The following is a 20,696-nucleotide window of genomic DNA, read 5'->3' as shown; positions in this document are numbered from 1 at the left end:
GGGCCGGACGGCCGGGTGGTGTGCCGTGCCGCGAAACCCGGTGCGCCCGTAATTGGTCGCTCACTGTCGGCCAACCCCCCGGTTGGCCGTTGTTCGGCGCGCCGGCGCGAGGTTAGCCTCCTCCGGGTTTGCGCCACCGGGACGGCTGTCGGCGCGGTGCCCCGGTCGGGTCTTCGAATGGCCCGGCCGATATTCGGGTCGTCCGGGCCGTCTTCGTTCCGGGTGTATCCCACTTCCCGCGCGCGCCTCTTCTCCGGTGTGCGCACGTCGGCCGATGGGATCCCATAAGAGTTGCTGATGGGCTTGTCGTCGACTGTTCGGGAAGATCGTTGACTTTGTTCGGGGTGTGCCTACGATCTGCTTACTCGAGGAGGGGGAGCGGTGCATGTGCAGTTTGTCTGATCTTGAAACGGTGTTTTGGGGATCATTATCCGGCTACCGTGACCGGACGATCACCCAGAGTTTCAAGAGCGGTTGGAAAATGTGCCTCCGGGTTTCGGCGGCGGTGCCCCGCGGGACCGGTGGCCCGAGGTGAGGGTCGGGGTGGTCGGCGGGGGGCTGGCGGGGGCGCTGCTGGCCTGGCGGTTGCGGGAGGCCTCCGACCGGCTGCGGGTGGAGGTCCTGACCGGTGGGCAGGGGACCGCGGACGCCTCCGCGGTGTCGGGTGGCCTGGTGCGCGGCTTCGAGCCCGACCCGGACGCGGGGGCGGTGGCGGCGGAGAGCCTCGCCGAGCTGCGCGCCGACGCCCGGTTGCGGGAGTGGAGCGGTTACCGGGAGATCGGCTCGCTGTACGTGCTGTCGGACGACGCCGACCCGGCGCGGTCCGTGCACGCCCTGGCGGAACGGCTGCCGGGCTCCGCGGAACTCGTCGACGCGGCCCGCCTGCGGCGCGACTACGGCCTGCGGGGCGTGCGGGAGGACGCGGTCGGCGTGGTCGAGCGCCACGCGGGCTACCTGTCGCCGGACCGGCTGCGGGGCAGGGCCCTGGACTGGTCCGCCGACCACGGCGTCGAGGTGGTGCGGACCGGCGTCGCCTCGGTGCGGGACGGGCCGGCGGTGCGGACGTCGGACGGCGCCGACCGGCGCTACGACGTGCTGGTCGTGGCGGCCGGCGCGTGGACGCCCCGGCTCGTCGAGCACGGTGGGACGTTGCGCACCAAGCAGATCCAGTACGGCGTCTACCGCATCCCGCTGCCGGGGCTGGGTTCGTTCGTGGACGACGACACCGGCCTGTACGGCAGGCCGTGGGGCGCGGGCACGTCCCTGCTCGGCCTGGGCTGTGACCGGTGGGACGTCGCGCCGGAGGCGGTGCGGCCCGATCCGGCGCTGGCCGGCCGGGTGCTCGACGTCGCCCGGGACAGGTTGGGCGTCACCGCCCGCGACCCGGTGCCGGAACGCGTGGTGGCCTCGTTCGACTGCTACGGCTCGCCCGGGGGTCTGCGGCTCCGCCCGGTGGGAGGGCGGCCCGGTGTGTTCACCTTCACCGGGGGCAGCGGTGGCGCGGTGAAAACCGTCGTCGCGGCCAGTCGGAGTGCGGCGAGTGACCTCCTGAACACCCTCTGAATTTACTGAAGGATTTTTTCGTCCTACCCGTGGGAAAGTCATCCCGGCTCGCGGGCTGATTCGGGCTGCCCGAAAAACCGGTGACCGGGCGGATAAGCTTTCCCTATCGACCCGATCCCGGGTCGTCGCAAAATCCTTGTGCCGGGCTGCCGGAGCATTTACGTTCCATCGGCAAGCCGAAACGGCTGTCACCGACTTCCTGGCGCGGGAACATTTTCCCGCCGCCGGCGGACCGGACGAATCCCTTCCTGTCGAGATTTTCTGCCGGTCTGCCCTGCGGTGGTGTCGCCATCGCGCCGCCACCCCCTTCAAGTCTGGGAGAAACGTGTTGGACCACCAGGATGTAGAACTGCTGGCGATCGGTGCGGGGCCCGCCAACCTCGCGCTGGCCGTGGCGCTGGAGGAACTGGCCCCCGACCTCGCCGCCCGCTCGCTGATCGTCGAGCAGCACGAGGACGTCGCCTGGCAGCGGGGGATGCTGCTGCCCTGGTCGCAGAGCCAGGTGTCCTTCCTCAAGGACCTCGTGACCCTGCGCAACCCGCGCAGCGAGTTCTCCTTCGTCAACTACCTGCACTCGATCGGCAGGCTGGACGAGTTCATCAACCTCGGCACCTTCACCCCCTACCGGCTGGAGATCTCCGACTACCTGAGCTGGGTCGCCCGGTCGCTGACCGCGGTGCGGGTCCAGCACGGCCGCCGGGTCGTCGCGGTCGAGCCGGGTGACGTGGTGGCGGGCGAGGTCGTCGGCTGGCTGGTGCGGTTCGCCGACGGCGGCACCGTGCGGTGCCGCGACCTCGTCGTCGGCGCGGGCCGCGACCCCCACGTGCCGGTGGCGTTCGCCGGGCTGCCCCGGGAACGGGTCATCCACAGCACCGAGTTCCTCGGGCGCTTCGCCGAGCTGGACCCCGAGGCCGAGCACCGGATCGTGGTCGTGGGCGGCGCGCAGAGCGCGGCGGAGATGCTGTGGACCTCCCACCAGGCCCTGCCCAACGCCCGGGTGACCATGGTGATGCGGTCCATCGGGCTCAACGGCTACGAGAGCAGCAAGTTCACCAACGAGCTGTTCTACCCGTCGTTCGTGGACACCTTCCACGCCGCGCAGCCGGCGGCCCGCGAGCAGCTGCTCGCGGAGATGCACCGGACCAACTACTCCGGGCTCGCACCGTCCATGTTGGAGAACCTCTACCGGACGATGTACCTGGAGAAGCTGACCGGCACCCAGCGCATGCACATGATCCCCATGGCCGAGGTGGCCGGCGCCCGGCTGGACGGCGACGAGGTCGTGCTGACCCTGGTCGACCGCAAGTCGGGGGAGCCCGAGCAGCTGCGGTGCGACGTCGTGATGCTCGGCACCGGCTTCGCCAAGCAGCAGCCCGCGCTGACCCGGTCGCTGGCCGCCACCATCGGCGTCGAGGAGTTCACCGTCACGCGCAACTACCGGATGGCCCTGCCCGGCACGGTGTCCGCCCGGGTCTACCTCCAGGGCGTCAACGAGGCCACGCACGGCATCGCCGACTCGCTGATCAGCGTGCTCGCCATCCGCGCGGCCGAGATCGTCGAAGACCTGCTGGCCGGTCGGGCGGGGTCCGAGCCGGACAGCCGTCCGCGTTCGGACGCCGACCTGATCGCCAGCGTCCCCCACCTCGCCTGAACCACTTCCGCACGGAGGAACGACAGCCATGATGGAGATCCGCAAGCTCGACCGCGAGCACCTCAAGCCGGACAACGGCCTGGTCGCCCAGAGGTTGATGCCCTGGTCGCTGGTGAACGCGCCGTTCGAGGGGTCGTGGTGCGTGGTGCGCCCGGGAGCCGAGTCCGGCGCGCACGGCCACCACGAGTACGAGATCTGGGTCGCCATGTCCGGCGAGTCCCACATCGTCACCGACGACGGCGAGACGCCGTTCGTGGCGGGTGACGTCGTCCACTTCACCCCGAACGAGCGGCACCAGGTGGTCAACCGGGGCGACGGGGACTTCGAGTTCTACGCGATCTGGTGGGACGCCGACATGACCGAGAAGTTCGCCGCCCGCCACCGGGAATCCGCGTGACCGGCCGGACCCGGCCGGCGATAGTCATCGCGGCGACGCCGACGTCGAACGGGGACCTGCACGTCGGCCACATGGCCGGCCCGTACCTGTCCGGCGACGTCTACGCCCGCTACCTGCGGGCGGACGGCCGCCCGGTGATCTACACGACCTGCACCGACGACAGCCAGAGCTACGTCGTGTCCACCGCGCACCGCCTGGGCACCACGCCCGAGGAGCTGGTGGAGACGTCCACGGCGAGGATCGAGCGGTCGCTGGAGGCGATGGGCACGCTCATGGTCGGCCTGCCGCCGATCGACGACCGCTACCGCCGCACGGTGCTCGACTACGTGACCGACCTGCACGCTGCGGACCGGTTCCGGCTGCGGACCGTGCGCCTGCCCTACGCCAAGAACGCGGGCCGGTTCCTCTACGACGGCCTGGTCTCCGGCACCTGCCCGGTGTGCATGGCGGGCAGCTGCGGCGGCGCGTGCGAGAACTGCGGGCACCCCAACAACTTCGACGAGCTGGTCGACCCGAAGTACACGATCGACCCGACCGACCCCGTGGTCTACCGGGAGCAGACGATCCTCGTGCTGCCGATGGAGGAGTACCGCGACCGGCTCACCAGCTACTACGCCTCCCGCACGCCGCGCTGGCGCCCGCACGCCAAGCAGCTGATCGGCGAACTGCTCGCCCGGCCGCTGCCGGACGTCCCGGTCACCTTCCCCGGCACGTGGGGCATCGCGGCGCCGTTCCCCGAGACGCCCGGCCAGATCCTCTACCCGTGGATCGAGGGGATGCCCGCGGCCATGTACAGCACGTGGTGGAGCGCCAACCAGCTCGGCGAGGCCGGCGGCGACACCGACCACCACTGGCGTGCCGAGCGCGACGCGGAGCTGGTCTACTTCCACGGCTTCGACAACGTCTACCACTGGGGCCTGGTCGACCTGGTGATGCTGCTCGCCCACGGCGACCGGTACGTCACCCCGGAGAGCAACGTCTGCAACGAGTTCTACGACCTGGACGGCGAGAAGTTCTCCACCAGCCGCAACCACCTGATCTGGAGCGCGGACCTGCTCGCCGAGGTGCCGCGGGACCTGGTGCGCTTCTTCCTCGCGCTGACCGCGCCGGAGTACCAGCGCACCAACTTCAGCCGCGACGCCCTGCACGCCGTCACCACGCGGCGGCTGGTGGAGCCGTGGAACGAACTCGCCGAAGCCGTGTCGCTGGCCCTGGTCGGCGTGGACGCCTCGGCGCCGCTGCGCACCACCGAGGACGGCAGGCACCGCGCGGCGGCCATGGTGGAACGCTTCCGGCTCTGCTACGAACTGCCCAACTTCAGCCTGGGCCGGGCGGCGGAGACCGTCATCACCCAGCTCGGCCGGCTGCGCGTGCTGGCCCGGTCGGTGGACGGCAGGCGCAACGGGCACTCGCCGGTGCCACCCGGCGACCTGCTGCTGGAGACCCGCACCCTGCTCGCGTGCGCCGCGCCGATCCTGGTCGACGTCGCGGACGCGCTGCTCGCCGAGGGCGTGGACCTGGCCCTGGTGTCGGCACGGGCCGAGTCGGTGCCCGCGTTCCGCTTCCCGCCGCTGCCCTCCACCACCACGCCGACCGGGCTCTCGCCCGCGCTCGACGGCGCCCGATAGGAGGCAACCGCCGTGAAACTGCTGACCGTGGAAACCCGCCAGTACCTCCAGTACTACCACTCGCGCTACCAGCAGGTGGAGGCGCTCGGCGTCGAGCTGTACGTGCTCAACGGCGAGGGCACCGAGGACTTCTGGCCCGCCGACCGCTACCGGCTGGTCGGCACCAAGGACATCGGCGACATGATCGCCACCGCCAAGGAGTGGCACGCGGTCGAGGACTTCGCCGGTGTCATCACCTTCTCCGAGGCGGCGGTGGTGGCGGTCGCGACGATCGCCGAGGCGCTCGGCCTGCCCGGCATCGGCGTCGAGGCGGCGCTCAACAGCCGCAACAAGCTGCTGATGCGCGAGGCGCACGAGGCGGCGGGCGCGCCGATCCCGCGCTTCCGCTACGTCACCGGGCTGGAGCAGGCGCAGGAGGCGGCACGGGAGTTCGGCTACCCGGTGATCATCAAGCCGACCCTCGGCGCGGGCAGCCACTTCGTGTTCAAGTGCGACGACGAGGCCGAACTCGTCGAGCACCACGAGCAGGCCGCCGCGGGCATCCGGGAGCTGTTCTGGGCGAACTCCGAGGCCGACGGCATCGACCTCGGACCCAACGGGCTGCTCGTCGAGTCGTTCCTGGACGGCAAGGAGTACCTGATGGAGGCCGTCTCGTGGGACGGCGAGCTCTACCTCGGCTCGGTGGTCGACCGGATCACCGCCGAGGGCGGCACCTTCGACGACGACGTGCACCACGCGCCGACGTCGATGAGCCCGGAGGACCTGGCCACCGTGCACGAGGTGGTCAAGGCGGGCGCGCTGGCGCAGGGGCTGCGGCGCAGCGCCATGCACGCCGAGGTCCGCTTCCACGAGGGCGAGCCGTACCTGCTGGAGATCGCGGCCCGGGTGGGCGGCGGTGGCCTGGACATGATCGCCAGGATCACCGCCGACCACGACCCCATCGCGGCCGTCGTCGACATCGCGGCCGGGAAGCGGCCGGACGTGCGGCACTTCCAGCCGACCGGCACGCACACCGCGTCCATGTGCCTGATCTCCGCGGCGGGGGTGGTCGACCGGGTGGACGTGCCGGCGGAGGTGAGCGGGTCGGAGCGGGTGTTCCTGCTCAAGATCACCGCCCGACCCGGCGACGTGGTCAAGCGCCCACCGGACGGCAACACCATCGTCGGTTTCCTCGGCACCACGGGATCGTCCGAACAGGACGCGCTCGCGCTGATGGAGGAGTACGCCTCGAAGATCCAGGTCTCCTTCCGCTAGGCCCGCTCCCCCCGGCACCCGGCGTCGCGCCACATGCGGCGCCGGGCCCGACGACCGTCCACCACGAGAGGACACCCGTGCCGCAGCAGACCGACGCCCGAGTGGCGCGCCCCCGGCGGTTTCTCATGTGCCGGCCCAGCCACTTCGACGTCACCTACTCCATCAACCCCTGGATGCGGCCGGACAAGCCGACCGACAACGGGATCGCGGTGCTCCAGTGGGAGCGCCTGCGCAACCTCTACCTCGGCCTGGGGCACCAGGTGGAGCTGATCGACCCGCTGCCCGGCCTGCCGGACATGGTGTTCGCCGCCAACGGCGCGACGGTCGTGGACGGCCGGGTGCTCTCCGCGCGGTTCCGCCACCCGGAGCGCGGACCGGAGGGCCCGGCGTACCTGGAGTGGTTCCGCGCCAGGGGCTATGCGACCCGCGAGGCGGAGTTCGTCAACGAGGGCGAGGGCGACTACCTCGTGGTCGGCCGCAGGCTGCTGGCGGGCACGGGTTTCCGCACCGACCGGCGGTCGCACGCGGAGGCGGCCGACCACCTCGGCCGCGAGGTCGTGCCGCTGGAGCTGGTGGACCCGCGCTACTACCACCTCGACACCGCCCTCGCGGTGCTCGACGACGACGAGGTCATGTACTACCCCGAGGCGTTCTCGGCGCGCAGCCGGGCGGTGCTGGGCGAGCTGTACCCGGACGCCCTGCTGGCCACCGACCACGACGCCGAGGTCTTCGGCCTGAACGCGGTCTCCGACGGCAAGCACGTGCTGCTCGCCCAGGAGGCCGACCACCTGATCCGGGAGCTGGTCCACCGGGGGTTCACCCCCATCGGTGTCGACCTCTCCGAACTGCTCAAATCCGGCGGCAGCGCCAAGTGCTGCACGCTCGAACTCCGTGGGGAGCCACGAAAGTGATCAACTACGACGGCAAGAGGTTCCGGCCGGTCGCCGACGGCGCGCCCGAGGAGAGCCGGGTCGCGGTCTACCACCAGGACGGCGACCTGCTGTGGGGCGAGTTCCTGGGCGGCCGTGCCCGCCGCGGCGCGCTCACCGGGACCGCCGGGCCCGACGGCTCGCTGGACTTCGCCTACTGCATGGTGCTCGACGACGGAGAGGTGATCTCCGGGCACTGCCGCAGCACCCCGAACGTGCTCGACGACGGCCGCATCCGGCTGGACGAGGTGTGGCAGCGCTTCGGCGCGCACGCGTCCAGCGGCGTGTCCGTGATCGAGGAAATCCCCGTTGCGCAAACCGGCTGACCCGAGGACACCACTGAGATGACATCCGCCAGCACCATCACCGCCCCCACCGAGGGCGAACCGCGCAAGGGCGGCGTGGTCACCTGGGCGTGCGCGCCCGGCTTCCCGCCCGCGGTGATCTTCCCGTTCACCCCGGCCGAGCGCATGGGCACCCGCAACATCCTGGAGTTCCAGGCGCTGATGTACCGGACGCTGTACTACTTCGGCAGCGACGGCACCCCGGACGTCGACTACGCGCAGAGCATCGGCGAGCCGCCGGAGTGGAGCGAGGACGGGCTCACCGTCACCATCAGGATCAAGCCGTGGAAGTGGTCCAACGGCGAGACGATCTGCGCCGACAACGTCCTGTTCTGGGTCAACCTGATGAAGGTCAAGGGCGCGCGGTACGGCGAGTACGTGCCGGGCTACTTCCCCGACAACCTGACGTCGTACGGCAAGCGCGCCGAGGACGAGGTGTACTTCACCTTCGACCGGGTGTACTCCCGGCACTGGGTGCTCCACAACCAGCTCAGCACCATCACGCCCCTGCCGAGGGCGTGGGACCGCACGGAGGCCGGACCGGCCGACGCCTCCGGTGGCCTCGCCGACGTGGAAGCCGTCTACGAGTACCTGATGGCGCAGCAGGGCGACATCGTGGACGAGGGCAACGAGCACCGCACCAGGTGGGCCGACAGCCCGGTCTGGAGCATCGTCAGCGGACCCTGGCGGCTCAAGAGCTACACCCTCGAAGGCGTCGTCACGTTCGTGCCCAACGAGCACTACTCCGGTCCGAACAAGCCGTACCTGGACGAGTTCCGCCAGGTGCCGACGTTCTCCGACGAGGAGCAGTACCGGATGCTCCAGGCCGGACCCGACGCCGACAACGGCATCCAGGTCGGCTACCTGCCGCTGAGCTTCGCCACCGAACCCGCGGTCGACCCGGTCGTCGGCGGACCGAACCCGCTGGCGGGCAAGTACACCATGTACCCGCAGACGGCGTTCTGCATCCGGTACATCTCGCTCAACTACAACAACCCGACCGTGGTCGGGAAGATGTTCGCGCAGACCTACATCCGGCAGGCGTTGCAGAGCGTGCTGGACCAGGACACCGCGGTGCGGGACATCTACCAGGGCTACGCCTACCGGCAGAACGGCCCGGTGCCGATGTACCCGCGGACGGAGTACGTCTCGCCCCGCCAGCGCGAGGGGGCGTGGCCGCTGCCGTTCGACCCGCGGCACGCCAAGGAGCTGCTGGAGGCCAACGGCTGGGACACCAGCCGGACGCCCGCCGTGTGCGTGCGACCGGGCATCGGCCCCGGCGAGGCGGGGGCGGGCATCCCGGCGGGCACGGAGCTGTCCATCCTGATGCGCTACGTCGAGGGCCGCCCCGCCCTGACCCGCGTGATGGAGGGCTTCCGCGACGCCGCCGCCGAGGCGGGCATCGAACTGCGGCTCCAGGAGGTCTACGGCTCGGTCCTGGTCGCCGAGGACGCGCCGTGCACGCCCTCGGACCGGACCCCGTGCCTGTGGGAGATGTGCTGCTGGAACGGCGGGTGGGCCTACCACCACCCGACCGGCGAGATCCTGTTCTCCACCGGCGCCGGCGGCAACTTCGGCTTCTACACCGACCCGAAGGCCGACGAGCTGATCGACCGCACGGTCACCAGCGACGACCTCGACGTGCTGTACGAGTACCAGGACTACATCGCCGAGCAGGTCCCGGTGATCTTCACGCCGAACTTCCCGATCCGGCTGTTCGAGGTCGCGGACTCCCTGCGCGGGTTCGGACCGGTCAACCCGTACGGGATGATCAACCCGGAGAACTGGTACTACGTGGAGGAGCGGGGCTGATGCTCCTCGCCGCCGCGCCGCCGAGCCCCATCGGCGCACACCCGATGCTGGTGTTCCTGCTCCAGGTCGCCGTGCTGCTCGGTGTCGCCTTCGCGCTGGGCCGGCTCGCGACGCGGTTCGGGATGCCCGCGGTGGTGGGTGAGCTCACCGCGGGCATCCTGCTCGGCCCGTCGCTGCTCGCCGTCGTGGCACCGGGCTTCTCGGCCTGGCTGTTCCCGGTGGGCGAGGGGCAGCTGCACCTGCTCGACGCGGTCGGGCAGCTCGGCGTGCTGCTGCTCGTCGGGCTCTCCGGCACGCACATCGACCTCCGGTTCGCCCGCCGGCGGCTCGGCCTGGTGGCGGGGGTGAGCGCGGGCGGCCTGCTGCTCCCACTCGGCCTCGGGGTCGGGGCGGGGATGGTGCTCCCCGGCGTGATGATCGGTGAGGGCGCCGCCCGCCCGGTGTTCGCGCTGTTCATCGGGGTCGCGATCTGCGTCAGCGCCATCCCGGTGATCGCCAAGGTGCTGCTGGAGATGAACCTGATGCACCGCGACATCGGCCAGCTGACCATGACCGCGGCCGGGTTGGACGACATCGCCGGGTGGTCGCTGCTGGCGGTGGTCGCCGGCATGGCGGCCGGCGGGTTGAGCGCGGGGAGCGTGGCGCTCGCGGTCGGCTCCCTCGTCGCGGTCGTCCTGGTCGCGGTGGTGGTGGGCAGGCCGGTGGTCACGCTCGTGCTGAGGCTCGCCTCCCGGTCGGTCGAGCCCGGCGTGACGGTGACCGCGGTCGTGGTGCTGGTCGTCGCGTCGTCGGCCGGGACCCACGCCCTGCACCTGGAGCCGATCCTGGGCGCGTTCGCCTGCGGTCTGCTGATGAGCTGGTCGGGCGTGCTGGACCGGGCGAAGCTGGCACCGCTGCGGACGATCGTGATGTCCGTGCTCGCGCCGCTGTTCTTCGCCACCGCCGGTCTGCGCATGGACCTCACCGCCCTGCGGCACCCGGCGGTGCTCGGCGCGGCGGCACTGGTCCTGCTGCTCGCCGTGATCGGCAAGTTCGCGGGCGCCTACCTGGGGGCCCGCGTCGGCGGCCTGGGCCACTGGGAGGGGCTGGCCCTGGGCGCCGGGCTCAACGCGCGCGGCGTCATCGGCGTCATCGTCGCGATGGTCGGCCTGCGCCTGGGGGTCCTGACGACCGAGACCTACACGATCGTCGTGCTGGTCGCGGTGGTGACGTCGCTGATGGCGCCGCCGACCCTGCGGTACGCGGTCAGGCGCATCGCGGTCACGGACGAGGAACGCGAGCGCGAACGGGCGTTCAGCGGCTGACCCCCGCACCACAACCACACCCCTGAGCACACGGAAACGAGGCACGGCACGATGACCACCCCCGAGGACACCCGCCCGTTGCTGCTGGTGGTCGCCACCGGCATGCGGACCTACCGCGAGTACCTGCTGCGCTCGATCGCCGCCGAGTACCGCGTCCACCTGTTCCTGAGCACCGAGCCGGAGTGGGAGAAGGAGTACGTCGCGGGCTGGACCGTGCTGCCCAACACCATGGACGGCCCGGCCATGGCCGCCGCGGCGACCGCGCTGGCCGGACGCGAGGCGATCGCGGGCGTGCTGTGCTGGGACGAGGCGCGCATCCACGCCGCCGCGTTCGTCGCGCAGGCCGTCGGCGCCCGCAACGGCGACCCCGACGTGGTGTGGCGACTGCGCGACAAGGGCCGGACCCGCGCGGCGCTGGACCTCGCCGGCGTGGCCCAGCCCCGGTCCATCCCGGTCAAGACCGTGGACGACGCGGTGGCCGCGGCGGGCGTGGTCGGCTACCCCGTGATCCTCAAGCCGCGCGGCCTGGGCGCCAGCCTCGGCGTGGTCAAGGTGACCGACGAGGAGGGGCTGCGGGCGAACTTCGCCTTCACCCTGGCCGCGGAAGGGCCCGAGCCGGTCGTGTTCGACACCGACCAGCCGGTCCTGGTCGAGGAGTTCGTCTCCGGCGAGGAGATCAGCGTCGACTCGGTGGTGCGCGACGGCGAGGTGACCCCGCTGTTCGTCGGCCGCAAGGTGGTCGGCTACCCGCCCTACGCCGAGGAGGTCGGCCACTTCGTCGACGCCCACGACCCGCTGCTCGCCGACCCCGCGCTGCTCAAGGCGCTCCAGCGGACCCACGAGGCGCTGGGCTTCACCGACGGCGTCACGCACTCGGAGTTCATGCTCACCGAATCCGGCCCCCGGGTCATCGAGGTCAACGGCCGCCTCGGCGGCGACCTGATCCCGTACCTGGGCCTGCTCGCCACCGGCATCGACCCCGGTCTGGTCGCGGCGGCGGCGGCGACCGGCAGGCCCGTCGACCTGACGCCCACGCGCGCCCGGGTGGCCGGCATCCGCTTCTTCTACGTGGCCGAGGAGGACACCACGATCGGTTCCCTCGGGTTCGCCGAGGAGGCGCTGCCCGAGGGCATGGACCGCGTCGTCGTGGTGGCCCGGCCCGGCGCCGTCGTCTCGCCGCCGCCCAAGGGCACGGTGTGGGGCCGCATCGCCTTCGCCGTCGCCACCGGCGACTCCCGCGCCCAGGTCGCCGAGCGGCTGGCCGCCGCCGAGACCGCCTTCGACGTCAAGCCCGCCTGAGATCCCCGCATCCCGAGAAATGTGAAGTGATGGCGACAGAAAAGAAGTCAGCAGGCATCTGGAGCACGTTCGTCGAGTCGCCGGTGGCGGTGAAGGCGGTGCTGGGCGGCGTCTTCATCAACAAGGTCGGCGGCTTCCTCAACATCTTCCTGGTGCTGTTCCTGACCGCGAAGGGCTACTCCGACGGCCAAGCGGCCACCGCGCTGGGCGTGTACGGCGTCGGCAGCGTGATCGGCGTGCTCATCGGCGGCGCGCTCGCCGACCGGCTCGGCGCGCGCAACTCCACGGTGCTCAGCATGGCGGGGTCCGCCGCGCTCATCGCGGCACTGCTCTACCTGCCCAGCTACCCGCTGCTGATCGTCGCGATCGCGGCGGTGGGCGCGGTCTCCCAGGTCTACCGGCCGGCGTCGGCGACGCTGCTGTCGGAGCTGACCGACGACGACCGCCAGGTCATGATCTTCGCGATGTACCGGTTCGGCATGAACCTCGGCACGACCGCCGCGCCGCTGATCGGGCTGGCCCTGTACCACTGGGGCGGTGACAGCTACCAGCTGCTGTTCTGGGGCGAGGCGCTGATCGCCCTGGCCTACGCGGTGGTGGCGCACCTGGTCCTGCCGTCCAAGGCGGAGGAGAAGCGCATCCGCTTCGGCGAGGCCGACTCGGCGTCCGCGACCGGCAGCTACGCCGAGGTGTTCCGCGACCGCCGGTACCTGGCGTTCCTGCTGGTCGTGTTCATCAACGGCGTGGTCTACATGCAGTACCTGTCCACGCTGCCGCTGGACGTGCAGAAGTCCGGGGTGCCGATCTTCTGGTACACGTTCGCGGTCGCGCTCAACGGCGCGGTGGTGATCATGTTCGAGCTGCTGGTGACCAAGACGACGCAGAACATGCCGGCCAAGATCGTCGTGGCCGTCACGTTCGTGCTGCTCGGCCTCGGCGTGGCCACCTACGGCCTGCCCCTGGGGCCGGCCGTGATCATCATCGGCACGCTGCTGTGGACGCTGGCCGAGATCATCGGCGGACCGGTCGTGTTCTCCTACCCCGGCGTGGTCGCGCCCCCGCACCTCAAGGGCCGGTACATCGGCAGCTTCCAGTTCGTCTTCGGGCTCGGCTCGGCCGCCGGGCCGATCGTGGGCGGGTTCCTGTTCGTCCAGCTGGGGCACGCCGTCTGGCCCGTGCTCGGCGCGGTGTCGCTGGTCGGCGCGGTGATCGGGTACTTCGCCACCCGGCAGGAGCCCCGCGTCGCGGAGAAGGCGGAGGAACCGGTCGGCCAGAGCTGATCCCGCGTCCGCCCGCGGCGGGGCGGAGGGGAGTGGCAGGCCGGTCCGGTGATCGTCGCCGGTGGCACGCCACTCCCTCCCGCCCGGTCGCGCGGGTCCTACCCGGTGATCCGGTAAGCGCGGATCACGGTGTGCTCGAACGTGTTGCCGTCGTCGTCCGAACCGGAGGCGCGCAGCGAGGCGTACCCGGCCGCGTCCGGGTGCCGCACCAGGGCCGCGCCACCGGCGACGGGCACCGTCCGCCAGGTCCTGCCGTCGTCGAACGACACGTCGACCCGCACCCGGCCCACCTCGCCGTTGTCCGCCCCCTCCTGCTGCTCCACGGTCAGCGGCACGCGCAGCAGGCCGCCGGCCGGGGTGCCGCCCCCGTCGTCGAGGGCGGGGGTGAAGCGGACCACCGACATCGGCAACCGGCGGCCGTGGCCGTCGGGCAGGACGTCCGCGCGGAACGTCCACGCACCGGTGACGTGCGTGCTCAGCTCGTACGCCGCCGGGTCGCGGACCACGTCGTGCTCCACCCGGTAGCGGGCCTCGCCCGCCTCCACGCTGAACTCGCCCCACTGGTCCCGGATCAGGCCGACCAGCCGGCCGTCGCGGTACAGGGAGGTGCGTGCCGACCGGGCGGACGAACGGCCCAGGTTGCCGTCGCGGTCGTTGAACAGCGGCACCTGGGACGTGATGCGGTCCTCGTGCACGCTCAGGTAGTTCGCCGCGTACCCGGACAGACCCGGTCCCAGCACGGGGAACAGGAACCGCTCCTCGTGGTCGCGGCCGGGTTCGTACGTGCGGTCGAACGCGGAGTAGTCGGCCTCGGTGCGGTAGTCGGGCGACTGCCGCAGGTAGGACCAGTCCCAGGTCATCCGCTCCGGCGTGATGCGGTCCACCACCGCGCCGCCCGCGGGCACGGGCAGCAGCACCGACCAGCCGCCCGAGCGGTCCGGCGGGTCGGCGCTGCCGCTGTGCAGGTGCAGGCGGTCGGCCGGGCCGGGGGCGAAGTCCGTCCGCACCTCGACCAGGTCGTCCGCGCTCGGCGCGCGGGTGAACCCGGTGGGCACCGAGCCCTGCTCGAACCAGCGGAACCGGTAGTGCACCGGCGTCCCGTCGACCGGGGCGCCCTGGAACTGGGCGCCGATCGAGGTGTTCAGCTCCTGCTCGGGCAGCGCCGGGCCGTCGTGGCCGAGCGACAGGTTCGCGAAACCGGTCAGGAACGCCGTGTTGAGCACGACGCGCCGGCCGTTGAGCACCCGGGAGAGGTTGATGTCCCCGATCACCGCGGTCGTGCCGGGTTCGGGCGGCGTGACCTCGATCGGCGCGGCCACCCGGGCGTCGACGGTGAACCGGGTGTGGTCGGCGTCGACGGTCAGGCTCGGCCGGGCGATCACCGCCGCCCGGTCGCCGGTGCGGACGAACGAGCGCGCCAGGTACTCGCCCTTCGGCACGCGCGCGGTGGCGGTGCCGTCCACGCCGTACAGGGACGTGAAGACGTCGTTGTCCATGCCCACGAGCACGGTGGTGTGGTCGTGGGCGGGGTTGCCCCCGGCGTCGAGGTGAGCGACCGCGATCTCGTGGCTCTCGACCTCGCGGGCGAGGCTGACCGGGGTGCGCGTCGGCCCGCCGACGAGGACGCCCGAGAAGACGCCGTCGAGGGAACCGACCCTGGTGTCCGCGGTGACCGCCACGGCGGCCGTGCCGCCGGCGGGCACGGTGACCCGCGCGGGGGACGCGGTGAGCAGACCCGCCGGCGCGGGCCGGCCGTCCGGGCCGCGGAGTTCGGCGGTGAGGTCGAACGTGACCGGCTGCCGGCCGCTGTTGCGGTAGGTGACGGTCCTGGTCACCGGGGTGTCGTCGTGGTGCGGCCACTGCTGCTCCGCGAACGCGAGGCTCACCGGATCGGCGCCGACGGTCGCGGTGATCGCCCTGGTCAGGTCCACCCGGCCGGTGCCCTGGTCGAACACGCCCAGGTCCGGGTTCGGCTCGGCGGACGCCATGAGGGCGGCCTTGATCCGCGCGCCGGTCCAGTCGGGGTGCTGCTGGGCGAGCAGGGCCGCCGCGCCCGCGACGTGCGGGGTGGCCATCGACGTGCCGGACAGGGCCAGGTGTCGCCTGCCGACCGGGGTGCCGATGACGGCGTCGGCGGCCCTGGCGGCGACGATGTTGAGGCCGGGCGCGGTGATGTCGGGCTTCACCGCGCCGTCGCCGTTGCGGGGACCGCGGCTGGAGAAGTGCGCCAGGTCGTCGTCGTGCCGGACCGCGCCGACGGTGAGCGCGGCGTCGGCACTGCCCGGCGAGTCGATCGACCTGGACCGCCCGCCGTTGCCGGCCGCGACGACGAACAGGGCGCCGGTCTCCTCGGACAGCCGGTTGACCGCCTCCTCCAGCGGGTCGACGCCGGGGGAGTCGTAGCCGCCGAGGCTGAGGTTGACGATGTCCGCGCCCTCGTCGACGGCCCACCGCATCCCCGCCATGACCCAGGACTCGGGGCACCCGCCGTTCGAGCACACCTTGCCGTCGAGGATGCGGGCGCCGGGCGCGACGCCCCGGTACTCCCGGTCGCCGCTCGCGATGGTGGCGGCGACGTGCGTGCCGTGGCCGTCGCGGTCGGTGGCGTCGGGGTCGTCGGTGAAGTTGCGCTCGGCGACCTCCCGGCCGGCCAGGTCGGGGTGCCGGCCGTCCACGCCGCCGTCGAGCACGGCGACCTTCACGCCCCGGCCGGTCAGGCCCGCCCGCCACGCGGTGGGCGCGCCGATCTGCGCGGTGGAGCGGTCGAGGGAGGGGCGGAGCATGCCGTCGAGCCACACCTTGGTCACGCCGGGGTCGGCGAGCAGGTCGCGGAACGCGGCGCCGGCGTCGGCCTTGGGCGCCTGCGCGGCCACCGCGCCGGGTAACGCCCGGGTGGCGCGCAGGCCGGTGGGCGCGCCGGTGACGATGATCGGCACGTGGTCGCTGCGCGCGTCGTCGTACCCGGCCTCGATCAGCCCGGTGACGTCGAACAACCGCGGGTCGAGCCGGCCCGCGGCGATGCCCTTCGCCGCGTCCTCGGGGACGACGTGCAACCGCCCGTCCCGGTGGGCGGAGTGGAACGTCATCGCCTCGCGACCAGGTCCCGGCCGGAACGCGCCGACCGCCTCGCCGGTCACCACGACCCGGTCGCCGGTGATCAACGTGACGGTCCGCGGCTGGGCCGCCGGGCGTTCCGCGGGTGCGGGCGGCTCCGCGCCTGCCCCCGCGGGCACCGCGACGACGAGCCCGACCGCCAGTACGACGGCCGTCGAGGCCCTACCGCGCTTTCGTGGTCTGAACACAGTCCCTCCCGGATCGGTGGCGCGCTGTGGATCGCGCGGTCGGGAGGCGTCGCAGACCCGCGGTGGCGGTGAACCGGAAGTGACGATGCCCCCCAGACGGGCTCGACGTTACCGACGCGCGCCGACGGGCAATACCGGCAACCGTGGTGTTGCTGCACATGCCGTAGCGGTGGTGCGCGGGTCGACGCCGGTCCGCGTTCGCGCGTCGCCACCGGCGCGCCGGGGATTCCGGCCCGGGTGGCACGCGGGGTGCGGGAGCCGGTCGGCCCCCGCACCCCGCCCGGTCCCCGCGCCCGGTCGGCTCAACCCGCCGCGGCGAACTGGGCCGAGTACAGCCGGTGGTACGCGCCGCCCGCCGCGAGCAACTCGTCGTGCGTGCCCTGCTCCACGATGCGGCCCGCCTCCATCACCAGGATCAGGTCCGCGTCCCGGATCGTGGACAGGCGGTGGGCGATGACGAAGCTCGTGCGCGACGACCGCAGCGCCGCCATCGCGTGCTGCACCAGCGACTCGGTCCGCGTGTCCACCGACGACGTCGCCTCGTCCAGGATGAGCAGCGACGGGTCGGCCAGGAACGCGCGCGCGATCGTCAGCAGCTGCTTCTCGCCCGCGCTGACGTTCGTGCCCTCCTCGTCGATCACCGTGTCGTACCCGTCGGGCAGGGTCCGCACGAACCGGTCCACGTAGGTGGCGCGCGCGGCGGCGACGATCTCCTCCTCCGTCGCGTTCGGGCGGCCGTAGGCGATGTTGTCGCGGATCGTGCCGCCGAACAGCCAGGTGTCCTGGAGGACCATGCCGATCCTCGACCGGAGGTCGGAGCGGCGCAGCGCGGTGATGTCCGTGCCGTCCAGGGTGATCCGGCCGGAGTCGAGTTCGTAGAAGCGCAGCACCAGGTTGACCAGCGTGGTCTTGCCCGCGCCGGTCGGTCCCACGATCGCCACCGTCTGCCCGGGTTCGGCGACCAGCGACAGGTCCTCGATCAGCGGCTGGTCCTCCCGGTAGGAGAACCCGACGTGCTCGAACACCACCTTGCCGCGGCTCGCCTCGGGGACCGGGGCGTCGGCCGGGTCCGGGGTCTGCTCCTCGGCGTCGAGGACCTCGAACACCCGCTCCGCCGACGCCACGCCCGACTGCATCAGGTTCGCCATCGACGCCACCTGGGTCAGCGGCTGGGTGAACTGGCGCGAGTACTGGATGAACGCCTGCACCTCGCCGAGGGTCATCGCGCCCGACGTGATGCGCAGGCCGCCGACCACCGCCACCGCGACGTAGCTGAGGTTCGACAGGAACATCATGATCGGCATGATCAGGCCGGACACGAACTGCGCCTTCGTCGCCGAACCCACCAGCGCGTCGTTGCGCCGCCGGAACTCCTCCTCGGACTCCCGCTGCCTGCCGAACACCTTCACCAGCTGGTGGCCGGTGAACGCCTCCTCGATGTGCGCGTTCAACGCACCGGTGTGCTTCCACTGCGCCACGAACTGCGCCTGCGAGACCTTGCGGATGCGGCCGGTCACGACCACCGACACCGGGATCAGCAGCAGCGCGATCAGCGCCAGCAGCGGCGAGATGGTGATCATCATGATCAGCACGCCCACCACGGTGAGCAGCGACGTCAGCAGCTGGCTCAGGGTCTGCTGCAACGTGGTGGAGACGTTGTCGATGTCGTTGGTGACCCGCGACAGCGTCTCGCCGCGCGGTTGGCCGTCGAAGTAGCGCAGCGGCAGCCGGTGCAGCTTCGCCTCCACGTCGGCGCGCAGCGTGAGGACCACGCGCTGCACGACGTTGTTGAGGATGCGGCCCTGCGCCCAGGCGAACAGCGACGACGCCAGGTACAGCGCCAGCACCCAGGTCAGCACCCGACCGAGCGCACCGAAGTCGACGCCGGCGCCCGGGTCGCCGCGCAGCCGCCCGAGGACGCCGTCGAAGATGATGTCCGTGGCGTGGCCCAGGATCTTCGGCCCGGCCACCGCGAACGCCACGCTGGTCACGCCCAGCGCGACGACGGCCGCGACCGCGTTCCGCTCGGGGCGCAGCCGCCGCACGAGCCGCTTGGCCGACGGCGTGAAGTTCTCGGCCTTGCCCATCGGCATGCCCATGCCGCCGAAGCCCGCGCCCATCCGCGCGGGTGCCCGGTTCGTCGTGGTGGTGCTCATGCGGCCTGCTCCGGGGTCAGCTGGGACTCGACGATCTCGACGTACGTGGGGCACGTCGCCAACAGCTCGTGGTGCGTGCCGGTGCCGACCACGGAACCGTTGTCCAGCACCACGATCAGGTCCGCGTCGATGATCGTCGACACGCGCTGGGCCACGACGATCACCACCGCGTGCGCCGTGCGCGGGCGCAGCGCCGCGCGCAGCCGGGCGTCGGTGGCCAGGTCCAGCGCGGAGAACGCGTCGTCGAACAGGTACACGCCGGGGGCGCGGACCAGTGCCCGCGCGATCGACAACCGCTGCCGCTGGCCGCCGGACACGTTCGTGCCGCCCTGCGCGATCGGCGCGTCCAGCCCCTCGGGCATGGCCTCCACGAAGTCGCGCGCCTGCGCCACCTCCAGCGCCGCCCACAGCTCCTCGTCGGTCGCGTCGGGGTTGCCGTAGCGCAGGTTGCTCGCGATCGTGCCGGTGAACAGGTACGGCCGCTGCGGCACCAGGCCGATGCGCGAGCACAGCACGTCGGCGTCGACCTCCCGCACGTCCGCGCCGTCCACCAGCACCGCGCCGGACGTGACGTCGATGAGCCGGGGGATCAGGTTGACCAGCGTGGTCTTGCCCGCGCCGGTGCTGCCGATGATCGCGGTCGTCCGGCCGGCCTCGGCCGTGAACGTGATGTCGCGCAGCACCGCCTCCGCCGCGCCGGGGTAGCGGAACTCCGCGTCGACGAATTCCACCCGGGCCTGCCGGGGCAGCTCCACGACGGGGTTCGCGGGAGGCGTCACGGACGAGTCGGTGTCGAGCACCTCGTTGATCCGCTCGGCGCTCACCGCGGCGCGCGGGATCATCATCGAGATGAACGTGGCCATCATGACCGACATGAGGATCTGCACCAGGTAGCTGATGAACGCGGTCAGCGCGCCGACCTGCATCTGCCCGGTGTCGACCCGGTGCGCGCCGAACCACAGCACGGCCACGCTCGACCCGTTCAGGATCAGCATCACGACCGGGAAGACCAGCGCCTGCAACCGGCCGACCCGCAGCGCGGTGTCGGTGAGCGCCCGGTTGACGCCGGCGAACCGCTCGCTCTCGTGCGGCTCGCGGACGAACGCGCGCACCACGCGGATGCCGGCCAGCTGCTCGCGCAGCACCCGGTTGACGGCGTCGATGCGCTCCTGCATCAGGCGGAACTGGGGCACCATCCGCACCACGATGAGCCCGATCGACACCGCCAGGGCGGGCACGCACACGAGCAGCAGCCAGGACAGGCCGACGTCCTCGCGCAGCGCCATCACGATGCCCGCCACGCACATGATCGGCGCGGTGACCAGCACGGTGCACACCATCACCACCAGCAGCTGCACCTGCTGCACGTCGTTGGTGGTGCGGGTGATCAGGGAGGACGGCCCGAACGCGGCGACCTCGCGGGCGGAGAACCGGCCGACGCGGTGGAACACGGCCGAGCGCACGTCGCGGCCGAAGTTCATGGCGACCCGGGCGCTGTAGAGGACGGCGCCGATGGAGCAGGCGATCTGGATGGCGCTGACCAGCAGCATCCACCCGCCGGTGGACACGATGTAGTCGGTGTCGCCGGTGGCGATGCCGAAGTCGATGACGTCGGCGTTGAGGCTGGGCAGGTACAGCGAGGCGACGGTGCCGACGAGTTGGAGCGCCAGCACGATCGAGAGTTCTCGCCGGTACGGCCGCAGGTGCGTGCGGAGCAGGCGGCTGAGCAAGGACTTCCCCCATAGGAAACGGATCGTGTCTTAGGCTTGCACGGTAG

The 20,696-nt window shown here is 71.8% G+C and carries 14 protein-coding genes; 11 read left to right on the top strand and 3 right to left on the bottom strand.

Annotation, left to right across the window (positions count from 1 at the left end; translation table 11 throughout):
• The first annotated feature begins 531 nt into the window (after positions 1–531).
• From CKY47_RS13650 to CKY47_RS13600, 11 genes are all read left to right on the top strand, one after another.
• Positions 532–1,563: an FAD-dependent oxidoreductase gene (locus CKY47_RS13650; protein WP_306746132.1), complete on the top strand. Its 1,032-nt coding sequence runs from the start codon at positions 532–534 to the stop codon at positions 1,561–1,563.
• A 325-nt stretch (positions 1,564–1,888) separates the two neighbouring features.
• The gene (locus tag CKY47_RS13645; protein WP_306746131.1) at positions 1,889–3,214 is read left to right on the top strand and encodes a lysine N(6)-hydroxylase/L-ornithine N(5)-oxygenase family protein; all 1,326 of its coding nucleotides are present in this window, start codon (positions 1,889–1,891) and stop codon (positions 3,212–3,214) included.
• A 28-nt stretch (positions 3,215–3,242) separates the two neighbouring features.
• Positions 3,243–3,611: a cupin domain-containing protein gene (locus CKY47_RS13640; RefSeq protein WP_306746130.1), complete on the top strand. Its 369-nt coding sequence runs from the start codon at positions 3,243–3,245 to the stop codon at positions 3,609–3,611.
• Positions 3,608–5,239: a class I tRNA ligase family protein gene (locus CKY47_RS13635; RefSeq protein WP_306746129.1), complete on the top strand. Its 1,632-nt coding sequence runs from the start codon at positions 3,608–3,610 to the stop codon at positions 5,237–5,239. Before CKY47_RS13640 ends, CKY47_RS13635 begins: the two co-directional genes overlap by 4 nt.
• A 12-nt stretch (positions 5,240–5,251) precedes the next feature.
• Positions 5,252–6,493, top strand: coding sequence for an ATP-grasp domain-containing protein (locus tag CKY47_RS13630; protein ID WP_306746128.1), 1,242 nt, complete (start codon positions 5,252–5,254; stop codon positions 6,491–6,493).
• A gap of 77 nt (positions 6,494–6,570) precedes the next feature.
• Positions 6,571–7,404, top strand: coding sequence for a dimethylargininase (gene ddaH / locus CKY47_RS13625; protein WP_371320663.1), 834 nt, complete (start codon positions 6,571–6,573; stop codon positions 7,402–7,404).
• Entirely contained in the window at positions 7,401–7,748 is a 348-nt protein-coding gene (locus CKY47_RS13620) for an avidin-fold protein (RefSeq protein WP_306746127.1), read from the top strand. The genes ddaH and CKY47_RS13620 overlap by 4 nt, the downstream gene beginning before the upstream one ends.
• 18 nt (positions 7,749–7,766) lie before the next feature.
• Positions 7,767–9,578, top strand: a complete 1,812-nt coding sequence (locus CKY47_RS13615) for an ABC transporter substrate-binding protein (RefSeq protein ID WP_306746126.1) — start codon at positions 7,767–7,769, stop codon at positions 9,576–9,578.
• A complete protein-coding gene (locus tag CKY47_RS13610; protein ID WP_306746125.1) occupies positions 9,578–10,882 on the top strand; it encodes a cation:proton antiporter in 1,305 nt (434 codons plus the stop codon). Before CKY47_RS13615 ends, CKY47_RS13610 begins: the two co-directional genes overlap by 1 nt.
• Before the next feature lie 51 nt (positions 10,883–10,933).
• Positions 10,934–12,181 (top strand): ATP-grasp domain-containing protein, encoded by a 1,248-nt coding sequence (locus CKY47_RS13605; protein ID WP_306746124.1) that lies wholly within the window; start codon positions 10,934–10,936, stop codon positions 12,179–12,181.
• Positions 12,182–12,210: 29 nt separating this feature from the next.
• Positions 12,211–13,461 carry an MFS transporter gene (locus CKY47_RS13600; protein WP_306746123.1) on the top strand — a complete coding sequence of 417 codons (1,251 nt, stop codon included), beginning with the start codon at positions 12,211–12,213 and terminating at the stop codon, positions 13,459–13,461.
• 98 nt (positions 13,462–13,559) lie between these two features.
• Here the strand turns inward: CKY47_RS13600 and CKY47_RS13595 are convergent, their stop codons facing one another.
• The 3 genes from CKY47_RS13595 to CKY47_RS13585 all read right to left on the bottom strand — a co-directional run bounded on the left by CKY47_RS13595 (position 13,560) and on the right by CKY47_RS13585 (position 20,649).
• Positions 13,560–16,763 (bottom strand): S8 family serine peptidase, encoded by a 3,204-nt coding sequence (locus tag CKY47_RS13595; protein WP_306746122.1) that lies wholly within the window; start codon positions 16,761–16,763, stop codon positions 13,560–13,562.
• Between the two features lie 302 nt (positions 16,764–17,065).
• The gene (locus CKY47_RS13590; RefSeq protein WP_306746121.1) at positions 17,066–18,919 is read right to left on the bottom strand and encodes an ABC transporter ATP-binding protein; all 1,854 of its coding nucleotides are present in this window, start codon (positions 18,917–18,919) and stop codon (positions 17,066–17,068) included.
• The gene (locus tag CKY47_RS13585; protein WP_306746120.1) at positions 18,916–20,649 is read right to left on the bottom strand and encodes an ABC transporter ATP-binding protein; all 1,734 of its coding nucleotides are present in this window, start codon (positions 20,647–20,649) and stop codon (positions 18,916–18,918) included. Before CKY47_RS13585 ends, CKY47_RS13590 begins: the two co-directional genes overlap by 4 nt.
• Positions 20,650–20,696: the final 47 nt, after the last annotated feature.

This window comes from Saccharothrix longispora (assembly GCF_030852425.1).
Lineage (GTDB): Bacteria > Actinomycetota > Actinomycetes > Mycobacteriales > Pseudonocardiaceae > Actinosynnema > Actinosynnema longispora.
The sequence above is the reverse complement of the archived record's forward strand: the minus strand, read 5'-3'. Positions and strand labels throughout refer to the sequence as shown.